Source organism: Phocaeicola sp. ICN-14070, assembly GCF_037892625.1.
Classification (GTDB): Bacteria; Bacteroidota; Bacteroidia; order Bacteroidales; family Bacteroidaceae; genus Phocaeicola; species Phocaeicola plebeius.
This window is the reverse complement of the sequence record NZ_JBBKBF010000011.1, coordinates 31,299-49,588: the sequence shown is the minus strand read 5'-3', so window position 1 is coordinate 49,588 and position 18,290 is coordinate 31,299. Positions and strand designations below refer to the sequence as shown.

Annotated in this window: 13 protein-coding genes; 12 read left to right on the top strand and 1 reads right to left on the bottom strand. The window is 41.4% G+C overall.

Going from position 1 to position 18,290, the window contains the following annotated elements; genetic code table 11:
- Positions 1 to 73: 73 nt before the first annotated feature.
- From WKT20_RS05315 to mutL, 12 genes are all read left to right on the top strand, one after another.
- A complete protein-coding gene (locus WKT20_RS05315; RefSeq protein WP_117671381.1) occupies positions 74 to 817 on the top strand; it encodes an MlaE family ABC transporter permease in 744 nt (247 codons plus the stop codon).
- The gene (locus tag WKT20_RS05310) at positions 814 to 1,587 is read left to right on the top strand and encodes an ABC transporter ATP-binding protein (RefSeq protein WP_117701902.1); all 774 of its coding nucleotides are present in this window, start codon (positions 814 to 816) and stop codon (positions 1,585 to 1,587) included. The genes WKT20_RS05315 and WKT20_RS05310 overlap by 4 nt, the downstream gene beginning before the upstream one ends.
- 206 nt (positions 1,588 to 1,793) lie before the next feature.
- Positions 1,794 to 3,140: a trigger factor gene (gene tig, locus WKT20_RS05305; protein WP_117701903.1), complete on the top strand. Its 1,347-nt coding sequence runs from the start codon at positions 1,794 to 1,796 to the stop codon at positions 3,138 to 3,140.
- Between the two features lie 158 nt (positions 3,141 to 3,298).
- Positions 3,299 to 3,970 carry an ATP-dependent Clp endopeptidase proteolytic subunit ClpP gene (gene clpP / locus WKT20_RS05300; RefSeq protein WP_022053439.1) on the top strand — a complete coding sequence of 224 codons (672 nt, stop codon included), beginning with the start codon at positions 3,299 to 3,301 and terminating at the stop codon, positions 3,968 to 3,970.
- 31 nt (positions 3,971 to 4,001) lie between these two features.
- Positions 4,002 to 5,252, top strand: coding sequence for an ATP-dependent Clp protease ATP-binding subunit ClpX (clpX, locus tag WKT20_RS05295; protein WP_340416984.1), 1,251 nt, complete (start codon positions 4,002 to 4,004; stop codon positions 5,250 to 5,252).
- A gap of 142 nt (positions 5,253 to 5,394) precedes the next feature.
- Positions 5,395 to 7,578: a DNA helicase RecQ gene (recQ, locus tag WKT20_RS05290; RefSeq protein WP_117701905.1), complete on the top strand. Its 2,184-nt coding sequence runs from the start codon at positions 5,395 to 5,397 to the stop codon at positions 7,576 to 7,578.
- A 163-nt stretch (positions 7,579 to 7,741) separates the two neighbouring features.
- Positions 7,742 to 9,217, top strand: a complete 1,476-nt coding sequence (gene guaB / locus WKT20_RS05285; protein ID WP_117701906.1) for an IMP dehydrogenase — start codon at positions 7,742 to 7,744, stop codon at positions 9,215 to 9,217.
- 124 nt (positions 9,218 to 9,341) lie between these two features.
- Complete coding sequence (locus WKT20_RS05280) at positions 9,342 to 10,649, top strand: peptidylprolyl isomerase (RefSeq protein ID WP_117701907.1); 1,308 nt, start codon at positions 9,342 to 9,344, stop codon at positions 10,647 to 10,649.
- Between the two features lie 61 nt (positions 10,650 to 10,710).
- Complete coding sequence (locus tag WKT20_RS05275; RefSeq protein WP_445323262.1) at positions 10,711 to 12,084, top strand: peptidylprolyl isomerase; 1,374 nt, start codon at positions 10,711 to 10,713, stop codon at positions 12,082 to 12,084.
- Positions 12,084 to 13,781, top strand: a complete 1,698-nt coding sequence (locus tag WKT20_RS05270) for an OstA-like protein (RefSeq protein ID WP_118164101.1) — start codon at positions 12,084 to 12,086, stop codon at positions 13,779 to 13,781. The genes WKT20_RS05275 and WKT20_RS05270 overlap by 1 nt, the downstream gene beginning before the upstream one ends.
- 3 nt (positions 13,782 to 13,784) lie before the next feature.
- The gene (locus WKT20_RS05265) at positions 13,785 to 14,081 is read left to right on the top strand and encodes a hypothetical protein (RefSeq protein WP_007557876.1); all 297 of its coding nucleotides are present in this window, start codon (positions 13,785 to 13,787) and stop codon (positions 14,079 to 14,081) included.
- Positions 14,078 to 16,135, top strand: coding sequence for a DNA mismatch repair endonuclease MutL (gene mutL, locus WKT20_RS05260; RefSeq protein ID WP_340416982.1), 2,058 nt, complete (start codon positions 14,078 to 14,080; stop codon positions 16,133 to 16,135). Before WKT20_RS05265 ends, mutL begins: the two co-directional genes overlap by 4 nt.
- Before the next feature lie 357 nt (positions 16,136 to 16,492).
- Here mutL and WKT20_RS05255 read toward each other — a convergent pair whose 3' ends face one another.
- Complete coding sequence (locus WKT20_RS05255) at positions 16,493 to 18,280, bottom strand: RagB/SusD family nutrient uptake outer membrane protein (protein WP_117701909.1); 1,788 nt, start codon at positions 18,278 to 18,280, stop codon at positions 16,493 to 16,495.
- Between the last annotated feature and the right edge of the window lie 10 nt (positions 18,281 to 18,290).

Below are 18,290 nucleotides of genomic sequence, written 5' to 3'. Positions count from 1 at the left end.
CGAAAATCCTCCTGTCTTTTATTATAATATAGCTAAAAAGCACTACTTTTGCGTCAAACATGATTGTAATAATATGATAAAGCCTGTTACAAACCTTGGAAAATACCTTATGTTGATGGGGCGTGTATTTTCCCGTCCGGAGCGTTTCCGGATGTATTTTAAGCAATGCCTGAATGAAATGGTACAATTGGGTATCAATTCGATTGGTATTGTGTTGCTGATTTCTTTTTTTATTGGTGCTGTAATTTGTATTCAGATTAAATTGAATATTGAAAGTCCTTGGATGCCGCGTTTTGTGGTGGGATATACCACTCGTGAAATCTTGCTGCTGGAGTTTTCATCTTCTATCATGTGTTTGATTTTAGCGGGAAAAGTCGGGTCGAACATAGCTTCGGAGATTGGTACGATGAGGGTGACACAGCAGATTGATGCACTGGAAATTATGGGAGTAAACTCTGCCTCTTATCTGATTCTTCCAAAGATTCTGGGATTGATGACCATGATTCCTTTTCTGGTGATTTTCAGTATTTTTGCAGGAGTGATAGGTGCTTTCTGTACAGCCTGGTTTGCTGGTATCATGAATGCGACGGATTTGGAATATGGTTTACAGTATTGCTTTGTGGAATGGTATATCTGGTGTAGCTTTATTAAATCCTTATTTTTTGCCTTTATCATAGCCAGTGTGTCTGCTTATTTTGGATATACGGTAGAAGGAGGTTCTATTGCTGTCGGTAAAGCCAGTACGGATTCTGTGGTTTCAAGCAGTGTCTTGATTTTGTTTTCAGATTTGATACTTACACAATTGTTGATGGGATGATACAGCTAAATTCTATATGCAAATCATTTGAAGGACGTACAGTTCTTGAAGATATTAATTTTTCGTTTGACAACGGGAAAACCAATTTGATTATCGGGCAGAGTGGCTCTGGAAAGACGGTACTGATGAAATGTATCGTAGGGTTGCTTACCCCGGAGTGCGGGGAGATTCTGTATGACGGACGTAATCTGTTGGACATGGGAAAGAGAGAAAAGAAGGCGCTGAGACGTGAAATGGGCATGATTTTTCAAAGTGCAGCATTGTTCGACTCACTTTCTGTACTGGAAAATGTGATGTTTCCACTGGATATGTTCTCTAATGATACTTACCGTGACCGGGTGAAGCGGGCACAGTTTTGCCTGGATCGTGTGAACTTGATTGATGCGCAGTCAAAATATCCTGGAGAAATCAGTGGGGGTATGCAGAAGCGTGTGGCTATTGCACGTGCCATTGCTTTGCAGCCAAAATACTTGTTCTGTGACGAACCGAATTCTGGTCTTGATCCTAAAACCTCATTGGTAATTGATGATTTGATTCATGATATTACCAAAGAGTATAATATGACCACAATTATTAATACGCACGATATGAACTCTGTGATGGGTATTGGTGAAAGCATATTGTATATTTATCAGGGTCACAAGGAATGGGAAGGAACAAAAGACGAGGTGTTCAATGCTACGAACGAGCGGTTGAATAACTTCATCTTTGCTTCAGACTTGCTGCAGAAGGTGAAGAAAGAGGAAAATAGTAAGGCTCGTAAAGTTTGATATTTACAAGAGTCGGGTTGAAATAATAAGGAACGGCAGAAGGTGGATATGCTTTCTGCCGTTTTTATTTGGTTGGTTGATAAGGATTCTAAAGCCGTAAAGATTTTTTAGCTTGTCAGTTTGGTTATTGAAAGATTAAACATTATTTTTGCAACCTCTTTTGGTAAATACGAGAAATAATTAATAATTAAATAAATAAGTCGAAAATGAATATTTCATTGCAAAATGTAGACAACGTAAGCGCTGTGCTTACTGTTCAGATTGAAAAAGCTGATTATCAGGAAAAAGTTGAAAAAGCACTGAAAACTCTTCGTCAGAGAGTAAATATGCCTGGATTCCGTAAGGGAATGGTTCCTATGGGATTGATTAAAAAACAGTACGGAACTTCTGTATTGCTGGAAGAAGTTGACAAGCTGTTGCAGGAAAAAGTAGGTGAGTATATCCGTGAAAACAAAGTTAACATGCTGGGTGCTCCTCTGCCGAAGGAAAATAACGCAAACTTTGAAACTGATGAGAATTTTGAATTCTCTTTCGATATCGCATTGGCTCCTGAATTCAATGTAGAATTGTCTAATAATGATACTGTTGACTACTATGATATTAACGTAACTGACGAAATGGTAGATCAGCAGGTAAATATGTACAGACAGCGTACTGCTAAGTATGACAAGGTTGAAGACTATCAGGATAAGGATATGCTGAAAGGTTTGTTGGCTGAGCTGGATGAAAACGGCAATACAAAAGAAGGTGGTGTGCAGGTAGAAGGTGCAGTAATGATGCCTTCATACATGAAGAACGATGACCAGAAAGCAATCTTCAACGGTGCAAAGGTAAATACAGTATTGGTATTTAACCCGTCAGTTGCTTTCGATAACAATGAAGCTGAGTTGGCTTCTCTGTTGAAAGTGAAGAAAGAAGAAGTAGCTAATTACAAAGGCAACTTCAGCTTCCAGATTGAAGAAATCACTCGTATGATTCCGGGTGACTTAACTCAGGAACTGTTTGATCAGGTATTGGGTGAAGGAAAGGCTCACAGCGAAGAAGAATTCCGTGCTCAGATTAAGGAAACAATTGCAAAACAGTTTGAAGCTGACAGCGACTATAAGTTCTTGCTGGATGTACGTACTTACTTATCAGAAAAGGTTGGCAAACTTCAGTTTGCTGATGAACTGATGAAACGTATCATGTTGGAAAACAACAAGGAAAAAGGTGAAGAGTTCGTTTCTGAAAACTACGAAAAGAGCTTGGAAGAACTGACTTGGCACCTGATCAAAGAAAAACTGGTAGCTGCTAACGATATTAAGGTAGAACAAACTGACATCACTAACATGGCTAAGGAAGCTACTCGTGCACAGTTTGCTCAGTATGGTATGATTAACGTTCCTGATGAATTGTTGGAAAACTATTCAAAAGAAATGTTGAAGAAACGTGAAAGTGTAGAAGCTCTGGTGAACCGCGTGGTTGAATCTAAGTTGTCTGAAATCTTGAAAGGTCAGGTAACATTGAATCACAAAGCAGTTTCTGCAGAAGAATTCAACAAAATGTTTCAATAAGCAATTTGGCTCTCAAAATTGATTGCTAAAATATTCTAAAAAAGGAGGCTTTTAACTTGACTTCTTCTGTAAGATAGAAGTGTTTTGTACTTTTGTTTTTTCAGAAGAAAGGGGGTTAAAAGCCTCTTTTATATTGTAGAATTAATATAAGGATTATGATGGACGATTTTAGAAAATATGCTACCAAGCATCTCGGAATGAATAGTATGGTACTTGATGATGTCATCAAGTCGCAAGCAGGATACTTGAATCCGTATATTTTGGAAGAACGTCAATTGAATGTGACGCAGTTGGATGTCTTTTCTCGTTTGATGATGGATCGTATCATTTTCCTCGGAACCCAGATTGACGATTATACAGCCAATACTTTGCAGGCTCAGCTTTTGTATCTGGATTCAGTGGATTCGGGTAAAGATATTTCTATTTATATCAACTCCCCAGGTGGTTCTGTGTATGCAGGTTTAGGTATTTACGATACCATGCAGTTTATCAGTAGCGATGTGGCTACAATTTGTACAGGTATGGCAGCTTCTATGGCAGCCGTATTGTTGGTAGCTGGAAAAGAAGGAAAACGTTCAGCTTTGACTCATTCACGCGTGATGATTCATCAGCCGATGGGAGGAGCGCAAGGTCAGGCTTCAGATATTGAAATTACTGCTCGTGAAATTCAGAAACTGAAGAAAGAACTGTATACAATCATTGCAGATCACTCTCATACGGATTTTGATAAGGTTTGGGCAGATTCTGACCGTGATTATTGGATGACGGCATCCGAGGCTAAAGAGTATGGTATGATTGATGAAGTGCTATCTCGTAAACCTTCATTGTAACACTGTGATTTACTTAAAAACTAGATAGGCTTTGGAAGAAAAAAGGACTTCAAGAAACTCGAAAAGGAGATGTAGCTTTTGCGGTCGCACAGAAGACGAAGTGGGCTTCCTGATTACAGGAGTGAACGGATGTATCTGTGACAGTTGTGCAGAACAGGCACACGAAATCGTAAAAGAAGCGATGCATCATCAAGGACAGGGGCAAACAGATCTGAATTTGTCTGAGCTCCCTAAGCCGAAGGATATTAAAGAATTCTTAGACCAGTATGTGATCGGTCAGGATGATGCAAAACGCTATTTGGCTGTAGCGGTGTATAATCATTACAAACGTTTGCTTCAGCCTAAGGATAAGAATGATGTGGAGATTGAAAAGTCAAACATCATTATGGTGGGAAGTACTGGAACAGGTAAGACATTATTGGCTCGTACCATTGCTAAGTTGCTTCACGTACCTTTTACCATTGTAGATGCGACTGTGCTGACCGAAGCAGGGTATGTGGGAGAAGATATTGAAAGTATTCTGACACGCTTGCTTCAGGTGGCTGACTATAATGTAGAGGAGGCAGAACGGGGTATCGTTTTCATTGACGAAATTGATAAAATAGCCCGGAAAGGAGATAACCCTTCCATTACGCGTGATGTAAGCGGAGAAGGAGTACAGCAAGGCTTGTTGAAGTTGCTGGAAGGTTCTGTGGTGAATGTCCCTCCTCAGGGTGGACGTAAGCACCCTGATCAGAAGATGATTCCGGTCAATACTAAGAATATCCTGTTTATTTGCGGAGGTGCTTTTGACGGTATTGAACGAAAAATCGCTCAACGTCTGAATACAAATGTGGTAGGATATAGTGCCGCGAAGGAAGCGGTGAAAATAGACCGGGGAAATTTGATGCGGTACATTGCTCCTCAGGACTTGAAATCATTCGGTTTGATACCGGAAATCATTGGCCGTTTGCCGGTACTCACCTATTTGAACCCATTGGATCGTATGGCCTTGCGTAATATTCTTACAGAGCCCAAAAATTCAATTATCAAGCAGTATGTAAAATTGTTTGAGATGGATGGGGTGCAACTGGAATTTGAACCGGAAGTGTTTGAATATATTGTCGACAAGGCGATAGAGTACAAGTTGGGTGCTCGTGGCTTGCGTTCTATTGTGGAAACCATAATGAATGATGTCATGTTTGAAATTCCGTCACAACAGACCGAACGTTTTGTGGTGACGTTGGATTACGCCAAGCAGCAAATGGGGAAGGCAAATGTTTCCCGTCTGCAAATGGCATAATGTAAAGGTTTTTTAGTGAGAAAATAAAAGCTTCCGATGAAATATTCCCAGAAATATTTGTGTAATATGAAAAGTTGTTTATAACTTTGTTACATGCGGAAACAAAATTTCTACAATCAATGAAAATCTAAATCCAAGAACAATGGCGGAAAATATCAATTTAGTAGCAGCTCTTAAAAAGTATTTTGGATTCGATACTTTTAAAGGAAACCAGGAGGCGATTATCCGAAACTTATTATCAGGAAAGGATACGTTTGTGTTAATGCCTACAGGAGGTGGAAAGTCATTATGCTATCAGCTTCCTTCTCTGTTGATGGATGGAACTGCTATTGTGATTTCACCGCTTATTGCCCTGATGAAGAACCAGGTGGATGCTATGCGTAATTTTAGTGAGGAAGATGGTATTGCTCATTTTATTAATTCCTCATTGACAAAATCGGCTACTGATCAGGTGAAAGCCGACATCATGGCTGGAAAGACAAAGTTACTTTATGTAGCTCCTGAATCTTTGACGAAAGAGGAGAATGTAGATTTTCTGAGACACGTGAAGATTTCATTTTATGCGGTAGATGAGGCACATTGCATTTCGGAGTGGGGGCATGACTTCCGACCGGAGTATCGCCGGATTCGTCCGATAATCAATGAAATTGGAAAAGCTCCGGTAATTGCTTTGACGGCAACGGCTACTCCAAAGGTAAAGATGGACATCCAAAAGAATTTGGGAATGATGGATGCAACGGAATTCCGTTCGTCATTTAATCGTCCGAATCTTTATTATGAAGTACGTGCCAAGACTGCTAATGTGGATAAAGATATTATTAAGTTCATCAAGCAGAACGAAGGCAAGTCAGGCATTATCTATTGCTTGAGCCGAAAGAAGGTAGAAGAGTTGACTGAAATATTGCTGGCAAATGGCATTAAGGCCCGCGCTTATCATGCAGGAATGGATTCTGCTACCCGTAATGGGAATCAGGATGCTTTCCTGAAGGAAGACATTGATGTGATTGTCGCTACGATTGCGTTTGGAATGGGTATTGATAAACCGGATGTACGCTTTGTGATTCATTATGATGTACCTAAGAGTTTGGAAGGGTATTATCAGGAAACCGGACGTGCAGGACGTGACGGTGGAGAAGGACAGTGTATTACATTCTATTCCAATAAGGACCTGCAGAAACTGGAGAAATTTATGCAGGGAAAGCCTATTTCAGAGCAAGAAATCGGACGTCAGCTATTGCAGGAAACAGCTGCTTACGCAGAATCTTCAGTGTGTAGAAGAAAAATTTTGTTGCATTATTTTGGAGAGGAATATACGGAAGATAATTGTGGTAATTGTGATAACTGTTTAAATCCAAAGAAACAAGTGGAGGCTCAGGATTCGTTGTGTGCAGTGATTGAAGCAATCATTGCCGTAAAAGAAAACTTTAAGCAAGATTATATTATCGATATATTGTTGGGTAAAGAAACATCTGAAGTGCTTGCGCATAAGCATGAAGACTTAGAGGTGTTTGGTTCAGGTATGGGGGAGGAAGAAAGATTGTGGAATGCAGTCATTCGTCAGGCTCTTATCGCTGGTTACCTGGCAAAGGATGTGGAAAACTATGGCTTATTGAAAGTTACGCCAGAAGGACATAAGTTCTTGAAAAAACCGAAGTTATTCAAGATAGTTGAGGATGCAGACTTTGAAGAAGAAGAGGTAGATGAAACTCCGATGAGAAGTGGAGCTTCGTGTGCAGTAGACCCCGTGTTGTATTCCATGTTGAAAGACTTGCGGAAGAAAATGGCAAAGAGACTGGATGTACCACCTTATGTGATTTTCCAGGATCCTTCTCTTGAGGCAATGGCTACTATTTATCCGGTTACTTTGGAAGAATTGCAGAATATTCCGGGCGTAGGAGCTGGAAAGGCTAAACGCTATGGTCAGGAATTCTGCGAATTGATTAAGAAGCACTGTGAAGAAAATGAAATAGACCGTCCGGAAGATTTGAGAGTGCGCACTGTAGCTAACAAATCTAAGTTGAAGGTCTCTATTATTCAGAGTATCGATAGAAAGGTAGCTTTGGATGATATTGCAGTGGCAAAAGGTATTGAATTTGGTGAGTTGCTGGATGAAATCGAAGCCATTGTATATTCAGGAACCAAACTGAATATTGACTATTTCTTGGAAGAAATCATGGATGAAGACCACATGCAGGATATTTATGATTATTTCAAGGAATCAGTAACTGATAAAATTGATGATGCAATGGATGAACTGGGTGACGACTATACAGAAGACGAAATTCGTCTGGTACGTATCAAGTTCATTTCTGAAATGGCTAATTAATCATTTATTTAATGATATTGTGCAGCTGCTTGTGAGGGGCGTTCCTTGCAAGCAGCTGTTTTATTTGATAGGTATGTGGTATAAAAAAGATGTTAACTGCTTTTTTACTTTTTGAGAAAATTCTGTATATTTGCACGCAATAAAATCTAAAGCATAAAGCCCTATGTCATTTATTGCAGATAAAGTTGTTATGGACGGATTAACTTACGATGATGTATTGTTGATTCCGGCCTATTCTGAGGTTTTACCTAAAACAGTCGAACTCTCGACTAAGTTTTCACGTAACATTGAGTTGAAAATTCCGTTTGTAACTGCAGCTATGGATACAGTTACCGAAGCACAGATGGCCATTGCCATTGCTCGTGAAGGAGGTATCGGAGTAATTCACAAGAACATGTCTATCGAGGAGCAAGCTCGTCAGGTAGCAATTGTGAAGCGTGCAGAAAACGGAATGATTTATGATCCGGTGACCATTAAGAGGGGGTCTATAGTGAAAGATGCACTCGATTTGATGGCTGAATACAAAATCGGAGGTATTCCTGTAGTAGATGATGAGAATTACTTGGTTGGTATTGTTACAAACCGTGACCTGCGCTTTGAAAAGGATTTGAATAAGCGTATTGATGAGGTGATGACAAAGGAAAACATTGTAACAACAGAGCCGGGTACAGACATGGAAACTGCTTCCAAGATTCTGCAGGAAAATAAAATTGAAAAACTTCCAGTTGTAGATAAGGATGGAAAGTTGATAGGTCTGATTACTTATAAAGATATCACAAAAGCAAAAGATAAACCAATGGCTTGCAAAGATTCTAAAGGTCGTTTGCGTGTAGCTGCCGGTGTGGGAGTAACTGCTGATACATTCGACCGTATGGAAGCTTTGGTGAACGCTGGTGTAGATGCCATTGTAATTGATACAGCTCACGGACATTCTATGTACGTGATTGAAAAGCTGAAAGAAGCTAAGAAACGTTTCCCTGGAATTGATATTGTTGTAGGAAATGTAGCTACAGGTGAAGCAGCTAAGATGTTGGCTGAAGCTGGTGCTGATGCAGTAAAAGTAGGTATCGGCCCGGGTTCTATCTGTACAACTCGTGTGGTTGCCGGTGTAGGTGTTCCTCAGTTGACAGCCGTATATGATGTAGCAAAAGCCTTGGAAGGAACTGGTATTCCTTTGATTGCAGATGGTGGTTTGCGTTATTCAGGTGATGTGGTGAAAGCATTGGCAGCTGGTGGTTGCAGTGTAATGATCGGTTCATTGGTTGCAGGTACAGAGGAATCTCCGGGTGACACAATCATCTTTAACGGTCGTAAGTTTAAATCATATCGTGGAATGGGTTCATTGGAAGCTATGGAGAATGGTTCAAAAGACCGTTATTTCCAGAGTGGAACTACCGATGTGAAAAAGCTTGTTCCGGAAGGAATCGCTGCTCGTGTGCCTTATAAAGGTTCTTTGTATGAAGTGATTTATCAGCTGGTAGGTGGTTTGCGTGCCGGTATGGGTTATTGCGGAGCTCATAATATTGAAGAGTTGCATAATGCGAAGTTTACTCGTATCACTAATGCAGGAGTTCTGGAAAGTCACCCGCACGATGTATCTATTACAAGCGAGGCACCTAACTATAGTCGTCCTCAGTAAGATAATCTTTGACTTATATAATACGGATATAATCATTCTGACGTCAGGCAGACTTGCTTTTGGTGAGTCTGTTCTGGCGGACAGGATGATTTTTTGTTTAATGAAATGATGAATAGAATCTGTTATGTATAGAATTGCGTGGTTATTCCTATGTTTGTTGATGGGATTGGAATTCTCTGTTTCTTATGCAGAAGATCGCAGGGTACTTTTCCGGATTGATGGAGAGGAAACTTCAGTAGAGGAGTTTGAGCATTATTATACTCAGGTATATGCAGTTAGTCGTGTATCTGTAGAACAGTTCTTGCCTCATTTCTTGTATTATAAGTTGAAGGTGGCAGATGCTAAAAGACAAAGCTGGGATACTATCACTGATTTCCGGTTGCAATGTAGTGCCTTGCAAAATGAAATCCTGAAATCGGAAAAGAGGGGAGTGCTCCAAAAACAAGATACTCTTTTAAATTGGGTAAGATTTCGTCAGATTTCGTTTCTTTTGCCCCAACATGCTTCTTTCGAACAGGAACGTGTAGCCAGACAGCGTATAGATTCCGTTTATACGGCTTTAAAAAATGGTATACCTTTTGAAAAACTGGCACAGCCCTATATCAAGAATCTGTTGCCTTCTCCTTATTGGGATGGCGAGTGGATTCCGGAAAGATGTCTGATAAAAGAGTTTACCGAGCAATTGAGCACATTGAAGAAGGGAAATTATTCTGCTCCATTTTTTTCTCCTTTAGGCATTCATATCGTGTATTTATTGGATCACAGGCAAGGGATATATCCATCAGGAGCGACTGGAAATGTGGCTGTGCAAAAGGTTGCTAATTCAGGTCCAACCGAGCGGAAAGATAGCCTGTTGAACAAGATTCGAATGGAGTTGTGTCAAGTTTCCGATGGTTTGCTAGCTGCGTATTGGGATAAGCGCCATGGAGGCACAAAATCAGGTAATATTTCTGATAAGGAATTGCAGAGCTATTTTGAAAGTCATAAAAACGATTATGCGTGGGATTTGCCTCATTTTAAGGGAGGAGTGATACATTGTTTGAATAAAAAGGTGGCTTCAAAGTTGAAAAAAAGATTGAAAAAATGTCCGTTAGATAAATGGAATGAAGAAATCTCGGCTTTCTCTCAGGAGAATCCGGAATGGAAGGTTGTTGTAGAAACAGGTTTGTTTCAGATTGGAACAAATCCTTATGTGGATAAATTAGCTTTTAAATGCGGACATTTCACTCCTCGTACGGATTTACCTTATGCTTTTGTATTGGGAAAGCGCCTGAAGAAAGGGCCGGAAGACTTTCAGGATGTGCGCGATGAAGTGCTGTGTGACTATCGTTTGTGGACGGAGAGAGCACAAATGGAAGAGTTAAAGCGAGGCTTCAGGATTGAAATTAACCAAGACATTTTAAAAACCGTTAATTGTAGCGGAAAAAAGTAATTAATGCCGTATCTTCGTCCTTTGTAATGTAATGGACCAAAACAAATCAAATAGACAGAAAATGAATAAATTGATTATGACTGGTGTCTTGGCTATTTTGCTTGCCTTGACAGGAACAGTACCCGCCGTGGCACAAGATAATGTGATTGATGAAGTGGTGTGGGTTGTCGGCGATGAAGCCATTCTGAAATCAGACGTAGAGAATGAACGTTTGAATGCACAGTATGAAGGCCGCCGTTTTGATGGTGATCCCTATTGTGTGATACCGGAAGAATTGGCTGTGCAGAAACTTTTTCTTCACCAGGCAGAGATAGATAGTATTGAAGTGAGCGATCAGGAAGTTCTGCAGCAAGTAGAAACACGAATTTCATGGTTGACTGACCAGATTGGTTCAAAAGAAAAACTCGAAGAATATTACAATAAGACTTCTACCCAGATACGTGAAATGTTGCGCGAGAATATTCGTGACGGACTGACGGTACAAGAAATGCAGAAGAAGATTGTAGGAGACATCAAGCTGACTCCTGCGGAAGTGCGTAATTATTTCAGTAAGCTTCCTCAGGACAGTATTCCTTTTGTACCTACTCAGGTAGAGGTGCAGATTATTACCAGAGAACCTAAGATTAAGGAAGAAGAAATTGAACGTGTAAAGAAAGAACTGCGTGATTTTACAGATCGTATCAATAAGGGAGAAACTACTTTTTCTACGTTGGCCCGTATGTATTCAGAAGATCCGGGCTCTGCTCGTCGTGGAGGAGAATATGGTTTCACAGGTCGTGGGGAGTTGACTCTGGAGTTTGCCAATGTGGTATTTAACCTGACTGACCCGAAGAAGATTTCAAAAGTGTTTGAAACAGAATATGGTTATCATATAGCTCAGTTGATTGAAAAGCGTGGTGACCGTGTAAGCTATCGCCATATTTTGATTAAGCCTCGTGTAGATGAGAAAGAAATTGAGGCCGAACTGAATAAATTGGATACACTGGCTAACGACATTCGAAAAGGAAAAGTAACTTTTGATGAAGCGGCTGCATGGGTATCTCAGGATAAAGATACACGTAACAACCACGGTTTGCTGGCTAACCCGCAGACTTCTACTTCTCGTTTTGAAATGCAGCAGCTGGCTGGCTTGATTTCTCAGGAAGTAGCAAAGACCGTAGAGGGAATGCAGATTGGCGAAGTATCCAAACCTTTTACAATGATTAATGCAAAAGGAAAAGAAGTGTGTGCTATCGTAAAATTGAAAAATCGTATTGACGGACATAAAGCTACAATCTCAGAAGACTACCAGCGTCTGAAAGACATTGTTACAGCTAATCGCAGTGAAGAAAAACTGCAAAAATGGATTGTAGAAAAACAAAAAAATACTTACGTGCGTATCAACCCGTCTTGGCGTAAGTGCGATTTTAAATATCCGGGATGGATTAAACAGTGATGAGAAAGTCTGCAATTTTTTTGTTCTTTGTGACATTTTGCCTGACCATTCTTGGCCTTTCGGCACAAGGGGGAATAGCTGTGCCTCCACAGACTGCGCGTACGAAGGTGAAGACTGAGGAGAAACAAAAGACAGAGGATTCCAAACAGCGTCCGGTAGCTAAAAGTAAAGTCTATCTGTTACATTCCGATTTGTTGCGCAAGGATGCAAGTCATCCGGATGCACAGATTGTAACCGGTAACGTAAAGTTCCGTCATGATAGTGTGTACATGTATTGCGACAGCGCATGTTACTATGATAAAGTCAGCAGTTTTGAGGCTTTTGGTAATGTGAAAATGGTACAAGGGGATACGTTGTTTCTTTATGGCGACCGGTTGTACTATGATGGATTGACGCAGATTGCCGAGATGCGTTGCAATGTCCGTATGGAAAACCGTACCACTACATTGCTGACCGATAGCCTGAATTATGACCGTGTATACAATCTGGGGTATTTCTTTGATGGAGGAACCCTGATGGATGAACAGAATGTGCTGACTTCTGAATGGGGAGAATATAGTCCTCAGACTAAGCAATCCGTATTTAATTACAATGTAAAGCTGGTGAACCCTCAGTTTACACTGACTTCGGATACCTTACGCTATAATACGGCTTCGAAGATAGCTGATATTGTCGGCCCTTCGGATATTTGGAGCGATGCCAATCACATTTATTCAGAAAAGGGTACTTATAATACCGTAACAGGTAAGGCCGATTTGTATGACCGTTCTGTGCTTACCAATCAGGGAAAGCAGCTGACCGGTGATACGCTTTTCTATGACCGTAATACAGGGGTGGGAGAAGCGTTCAGCCGGATGGTGATGACGGATACGATAAACCGGAACATGCTTACCGGAGAATATGGCTATTATAACGAGCAGACAGATTATGCCTTTGCTACGGATAGTGCCGTAGCTATAGACTATTCTCAGGGCGACAGTTTGTTTCTTCATGCGGATACTTTGCTGATGGAAACTTTCCATCAGAATACCGATTCTATGTTCCGTGAGATGAGAGCCTTTCACAAAGTACGTTTTTATCGTACCGATGTGCAGGGCACGGCCGATTCGTTAGTCTTCTCTACTGTAGACAGCTGTCTTACGATGTATCGTGACCCGATTATCTGGAACAAGAACCAGCAGCTTTTAGGCGAAGTGATAAAGGTCTATATGAACGACAGTACAATTGACTGGTCGCACATCATAGGGCAGGCACTTTCGGTAGAACGTGTGGACTCAACGATTTATAACCAAGTGACAGGAAAAGAGATGAAGTCCTATTTCGCGAACGGAGAAATGCGAAAGACGGAAGTGATAGGTTCCGCACGAGTAGTTTATTATCCGATGGATTCCGACAGTACGCTGATAGGCATGAATGTATCTGAAACCAGTAAACTGGAAATCTATCTGCAAGACCGTAAGATAGAGCGCATGGTGATGAGTCCGAAATCCAATGGTGTGTTATATCCGATGTCGCAGATTCCTGCCGGAAAAGACCGTCTGGAGAATTTTGTGTGGTTTGATTACATTCGTCCGCTCAATAAGGCCGACATCTTTAATTGGAGAGGGAAACGAGTGGAAGACCAGCTGAAGAAAAATGTGCGTGGTCCGGTCGTTTTGCCGAATGCCCGATTGTTTGAAAATAAGAAGGAGGAATAATATATGGGAATGTTTACAATGAGAAAGCCTCGCGGATTCCGTCATGAATACATTTATGTGGATGAGCGCAAGGAAAAACTGCAGAAAATAGAAGAGACAGCCAAACGTGAACTGGGAATGCTTCCTCCTAAAGAGTTTAATCCGGAAGACATTCGTGGTAAGTTTGTAGAAGGTACTACCTATCTGAAGCGCCGCAAGGAAAGCGGACGTAAACCTCTGAGTTACGGAGCCATGTTTGTGGCTATTGTGGTATTGCTATATATTTTACATTATCTGATTACAGGAGAATTTACACTATGACATCGGGAGATGTAATCCGTTTGTTGCCGGATTCTGTAGCCAATCAGATTGCGGCAGGAGAAGTCATACAGCGTCCGGCCTCTGTGATAAAGGAGCTGGTAGAGAATGCTGTAGATGCCGGAGCAAAAAATATAGAAGTGCTGGTGACGGATGCCGGAAAAACATGTATACGTGTCATTGACGACGGACGAGGCATGTCGGAAACGGATGCCCGTATGGCTTTTGAACGTCATGCCACTTCCAAAATTCGGGAGGCGGCCGATTTGTTTGCCCTTCATACCATGGGCTTTCGTGGAGAGGCCTTGGCTTCCATCGCTGCCGTAGCACAAGTGGAGCTGAAAACTTGTTCCAGTGAAGACGGATTAGGTACTTTCATTCAGATTTCCGGTTCTCAGGTAGAAAAGCAGGAGGCAGTGGCCTGCCAGCGAGGCAGTGACTTCTCTGTGAAAAATCTGTTCTTCAATGTACCTGCCCGTCGGAAGTTCCTGAAATCCAATCAGACGGAGTTAAGTAACATTGTAGCTGAATTCGAACGCATTGCGCTGGTCAATCCCGATATATCTTTTGTGCTGAGTCATAATGGTACAGAGATGCTGAACCTGCCAGCCCTTCCTTTGCGGCAGCGTATTATGGGAGTGTTTGGCAAGAAACTGAACCAGGAGTTACTTTCATTGGACATTGATACGACCATGGTGAAAATACATGGATATATCGGTCGTCCTGAATCGGCCCGTAAGAAAGGAGCACGCCAGTTCTTCTTTGTGAATGGTCGTTATATGCGCCATCCCTATTTCCATAAGGCTGTGTCCAGTGCGTACGACAACCTGATTCCAGTGGGTGAACAAGTATCTTATTTCATTTATTTCGAAGTGGAACCTTCCGATATAGATGTCAATATACACCCTACAAAGACAGAAATTAAGTTTGAGAATGAACAAGCCGTATGGCAGATTCTTTCTGCGGCAGTAAAGGAAACATTAGGACGTTTCAACGCGGTACCTTCGATTGATTTTGATACAGAAGGTATGCCGGACATTCCTGCCTTTGAGAATTCTCCTTATACGGTGGCACCTCCTCAAACCAGCTTTGATCCTTCTTATAATCCCTTTAATACTACAGCTGTGCCTCCTTCTGCTTACTCTTCTGCATCGGCAACCAATAAAGAAACGGAGAGGGAGAGCTTCGGACAGGATGTGAGAGAATGGGGTGGGTCTACAGGTTCCTCTGTACGCTCTTCCATGAATAAAGGTGGAATGCCGGATTTTGGCAGAAGCGGAAATTATACTCCTTCGTTTGGCAGTCACAAAAATCGGGTAGAGTGGGAACCTTTGTTTGAAGGGCTGGAACGCACTCCGTCGGATTCGGATATTCAACCGGAAGAAGAAGTACGACCGTTTTTCCCAGAATCAACAGAATGGGGACAGGCTTCTCAAGAAGATGCCGTTACTCCATCTTCTTCAGGTGAAGAAGGTGAAAAGCAGTCTCAGGAAAATTCCATGCACCATTATCAGTATAAAGGCAGCTATATCTTGACTTCTGTAAAGTCTGGGTTGATGATTATTAATCAGCAGCGTGCCCACATCCGTATTCTCTTCGACCGCTATATGGCGCAGATAGAAAATAGAAAGAATGCTTCCCAGCGAATGCTGTTTCCGGATATGGTACATTTCTCTCCTTCTGAGATACCTGTACTGGAGGAATTTATGGACGATTTGAATGCCTTGGGATTTGATCTTAGTAGTCTGGGAGGGGGTACTTATTCTATTAACGGTATTCCAGCTGGAATTGAGGGATTGAATCCAGAGAAACTGGTTACAGATATGGTACAGACGGCGATTGAAAAAGGTTGTAAAGTGAAGGAAGAAGTACAAAGTATGCTTGCACTTTCATTGGCAAAAGCAGCAGCCATTGTACCGGGACAGGTACTGACCGATGAGGAAATGAATCGCCTGGTCGATGATTTGTTTGCCGTATCTACTCCGAACTATACGCCAGATGGAAAGACTGTACTGGCCGTATTGAAAGAAGATGATTTGGAGAAGATGTTTAAATGATAGAAATTCTACGAATAATACAACGTGTAATCCGGGTTCTCTAAAACGAGTAATCCGGATTTTTTATTAGGCTAACTCCATTTTTATTTAACTAACCATTCTTATTCTGTAAGAAAGAATAGTTGGTAAGCGTTTTTCGATATGTCCTCAAACGCTTTTGCGTTTAGACAAAAACGCCCTTGTGTTTAAGGTAAAACGTCCTTGCGTTTTACTTCAAATGCACTTGCGTTTTAGATCAAACGCACTTGCGTTTTTTTATAAGAGAAAAACTTTGTTTACTGAGGAATTTGGCTGTAAAAAAACTGCCCCATCCAGTAGAATGAGGCAGCTTGTATAAAGTCTTGTCAGATTTTTTCATTAATGAAGAATAACCCCTTCATCACTTGTCGGATTCTGAGTTAATGTGCTTCCGTTCGGGTAAGAGTTAATAGCTGTCTGTGGTATATAGTAAGTCACACGATAGTCAGTAGCAAGCACATCACTTGTAGGATGAGGTCCCGGATATTGTCTGGTCAGTGTGCCACCGTTACGGAATACATCGTAACTGCGTTCAGCCTGATAAGCCAGTTCCAATTGACGTTCTTTGTCTACCAATTCAGCAGCGTTGGCAGAGAATGTGCTTGCATCGTAGGCTGCCTCATCATTGATAGCTCGTTTACGGATTTTATTGACATCATCTTTTGCTTTTTCAAGATTTCCCAATTTCACGTAAGCTTCTGCACGGTTCAGGTACATTTCATCCAGTCGTGAAATGATGGGTGAATGCAGCTGTGATTCCAGATTATCCTCGCGTGAACATTTAGTGATGTAGAACATCGGGTAACCATTGTTGAGAGCCATTTTATAATCAATTACACCTGTGTATGTAGCACCATTATAGTTGATGGTGTAATATTCTTCTTCAGGAGTGCGGCCTGAATAAAGGCTGATAGGATATCTGTCTTTGGGCTTATTGTTTTCGTCTACAGTCCAGCACTCTGTTCTTCCCTCATTTACAGGAAGCTGAACATAAGTATATCCTGTTCCTGCAGTATTGGGAGTAATGAAACGCAGAACTTCTGTGTATTTTCCGTTGTCATCTGTAATATATTGAGGTTCAATGAACTTAGCTCGAGCATCTACAATTCCTTCATCACCTTTTCTCCAGTCGTTACGTTTGGTCTCATCCAGCAGTTCGATGTACTTGGCACTGGCATACATTTCTCCCCATCCCATACCACCGATGTTGGAGTACATACCTCCGATGCCATAGTAGTAATCAAATCCGGGAAAGTCGGTGGCCAGACGTTTGATGACAAAGATTGCTTCCGGATAGTTTTCAGGAGCTGTTCTGGCCGATTTCATGTAATCCTCGCGTGATACCAAACGGAATTGAGGTGAGTTAATGATGAGGTCGGCATAATAGCGTGCAGAGTCGGCATATTCTGTATTGGGATTTTCATAAGTTCCACTCATGTACAGATATACTCGTGACAGCATGGCTTGAGCTGCTTCTTTTGACGCATAGTCCGCACTCTTGAATGAGGTTGTAATCAGACTTTCAGCTGTACGCAAGTCATTAATCGCTTGTTGATAAGTATCTTTTACCGTAGAACGGTCTGGCAGAGAAAGGTTTGAGATTTCCTCTTCGCTAGGAGTTCCATTTACGATAGGAACTCCAAGATTCTTATCAGGAGCCTGATAATAAGGGCGCCCGAAAGCACGGCACAGGTAGAAATACATCATACCACGTACATAGTAGCATTCTCCTAATTTGCTTTTAATTTCCGGATCATCTGTTTCTTTGGCCATGTTGATAATATTTGAGGCCTGTGCAATGGCTTTATATCCATAATCCCAGAAATTTTGTAGACGGTAGTTGTCGGGTGTGCGTGAGTAAGTGATGAATTCGTAAAAGGCATCAGTAGAGGCACCGCGAATCATCATATTGTCACCAGCGTATTCACCTAAACGGTGCATAGGGTCAGACCATGTTTTCAGCTGTGCATACATACCGTTCAGCATGTTGTCAAAAAGTACTTCCTGGTTGTCTGCTACTTGGTCGGTTGCCATGTAATTATTGGGGAATCGGTCTATGTCACAAGACGTAAATACTCCTCCTGTGATACTCAGGGATAAAAGTATAGTTGAAGTTATCTTTTTCATAAATGTGTGC

Coding starts and splice junctions, on each gene's coding strand:
- WKT20_RS05315 (WP_117671381.1), top strand. CDS start 74: ATGATAAAGCCTGTTACAAACCTTGGAAAATACCTTATGTTGATGGGG.
- WKT20_RS05310 (WP_117701902.1), top strand. CDS start 814: ATGATACAGCTAAATTCTATATGCAAATCATTTGAAGGACGTACAGTT.
- tig (WP_117701903.1), top strand. CDS start 1,794: ATGAATATTTCATTGCAAAATGTAGACAACGTAAGCGCTGTGCTTACT.
- clpP (WP_022053439.1), top strand. CDS start 3,299: ATGGACGATTTTAGAAAATATGCTACCAAGCATCTCGGAATGAATAGT.
- recQ (WP_117701905.1), top strand. CDS start 5,395: ATGGCGGAAAATATCAATTTAGTAGCAGCTCTTAAAAAGTATTTTGGA.
- guaB (WP_117701906.1), top strand. CDS start 7,742: ATGTCATTTATTGCAGATAAAGTTGTTATGGACGGATTAACTTACGAT.
- WKT20_RS05280 (WP_117701907.1), top strand. CDS start 9,342: ATGTATAGAATTGCGTGGTTATTCCTATGTTTGTTGATGGGATTGGAA.
- WKT20_RS05275 (WP_445323262.1), top strand. CDS start 10,711: ATGAATAAATTGATTATGACTGGTGTCTTGGCTATTTTGCTTGCCTTG.
- WKT20_RS05270 (WP_118164101.1), top strand. CDS start 12,084: ATGAGAAAGTCTGCAATTTTTTTGTTCTTTGTGACATTTTGCCTGACC.
- WKT20_RS05265 (WP_007557876.1), top strand. CDS start 13,785: ATGGGAATGTTTACAATGAGAAAGCCTCGCGGATTCCGTCATGAATAC.
- mutL (WP_340416982.1), top strand. CDS start 14,078: ATGACATCGGGAGATGTAATCCGTTTGTTGCCGGATTCTGTAGCCAAT.
- WKT20_RS05255 (WP_117701909.1), bottom strand. CDS start 18,280: ATGAAAAAGATAACTTCAACTATACTTTTATCCCTGAGTATCACAGGA.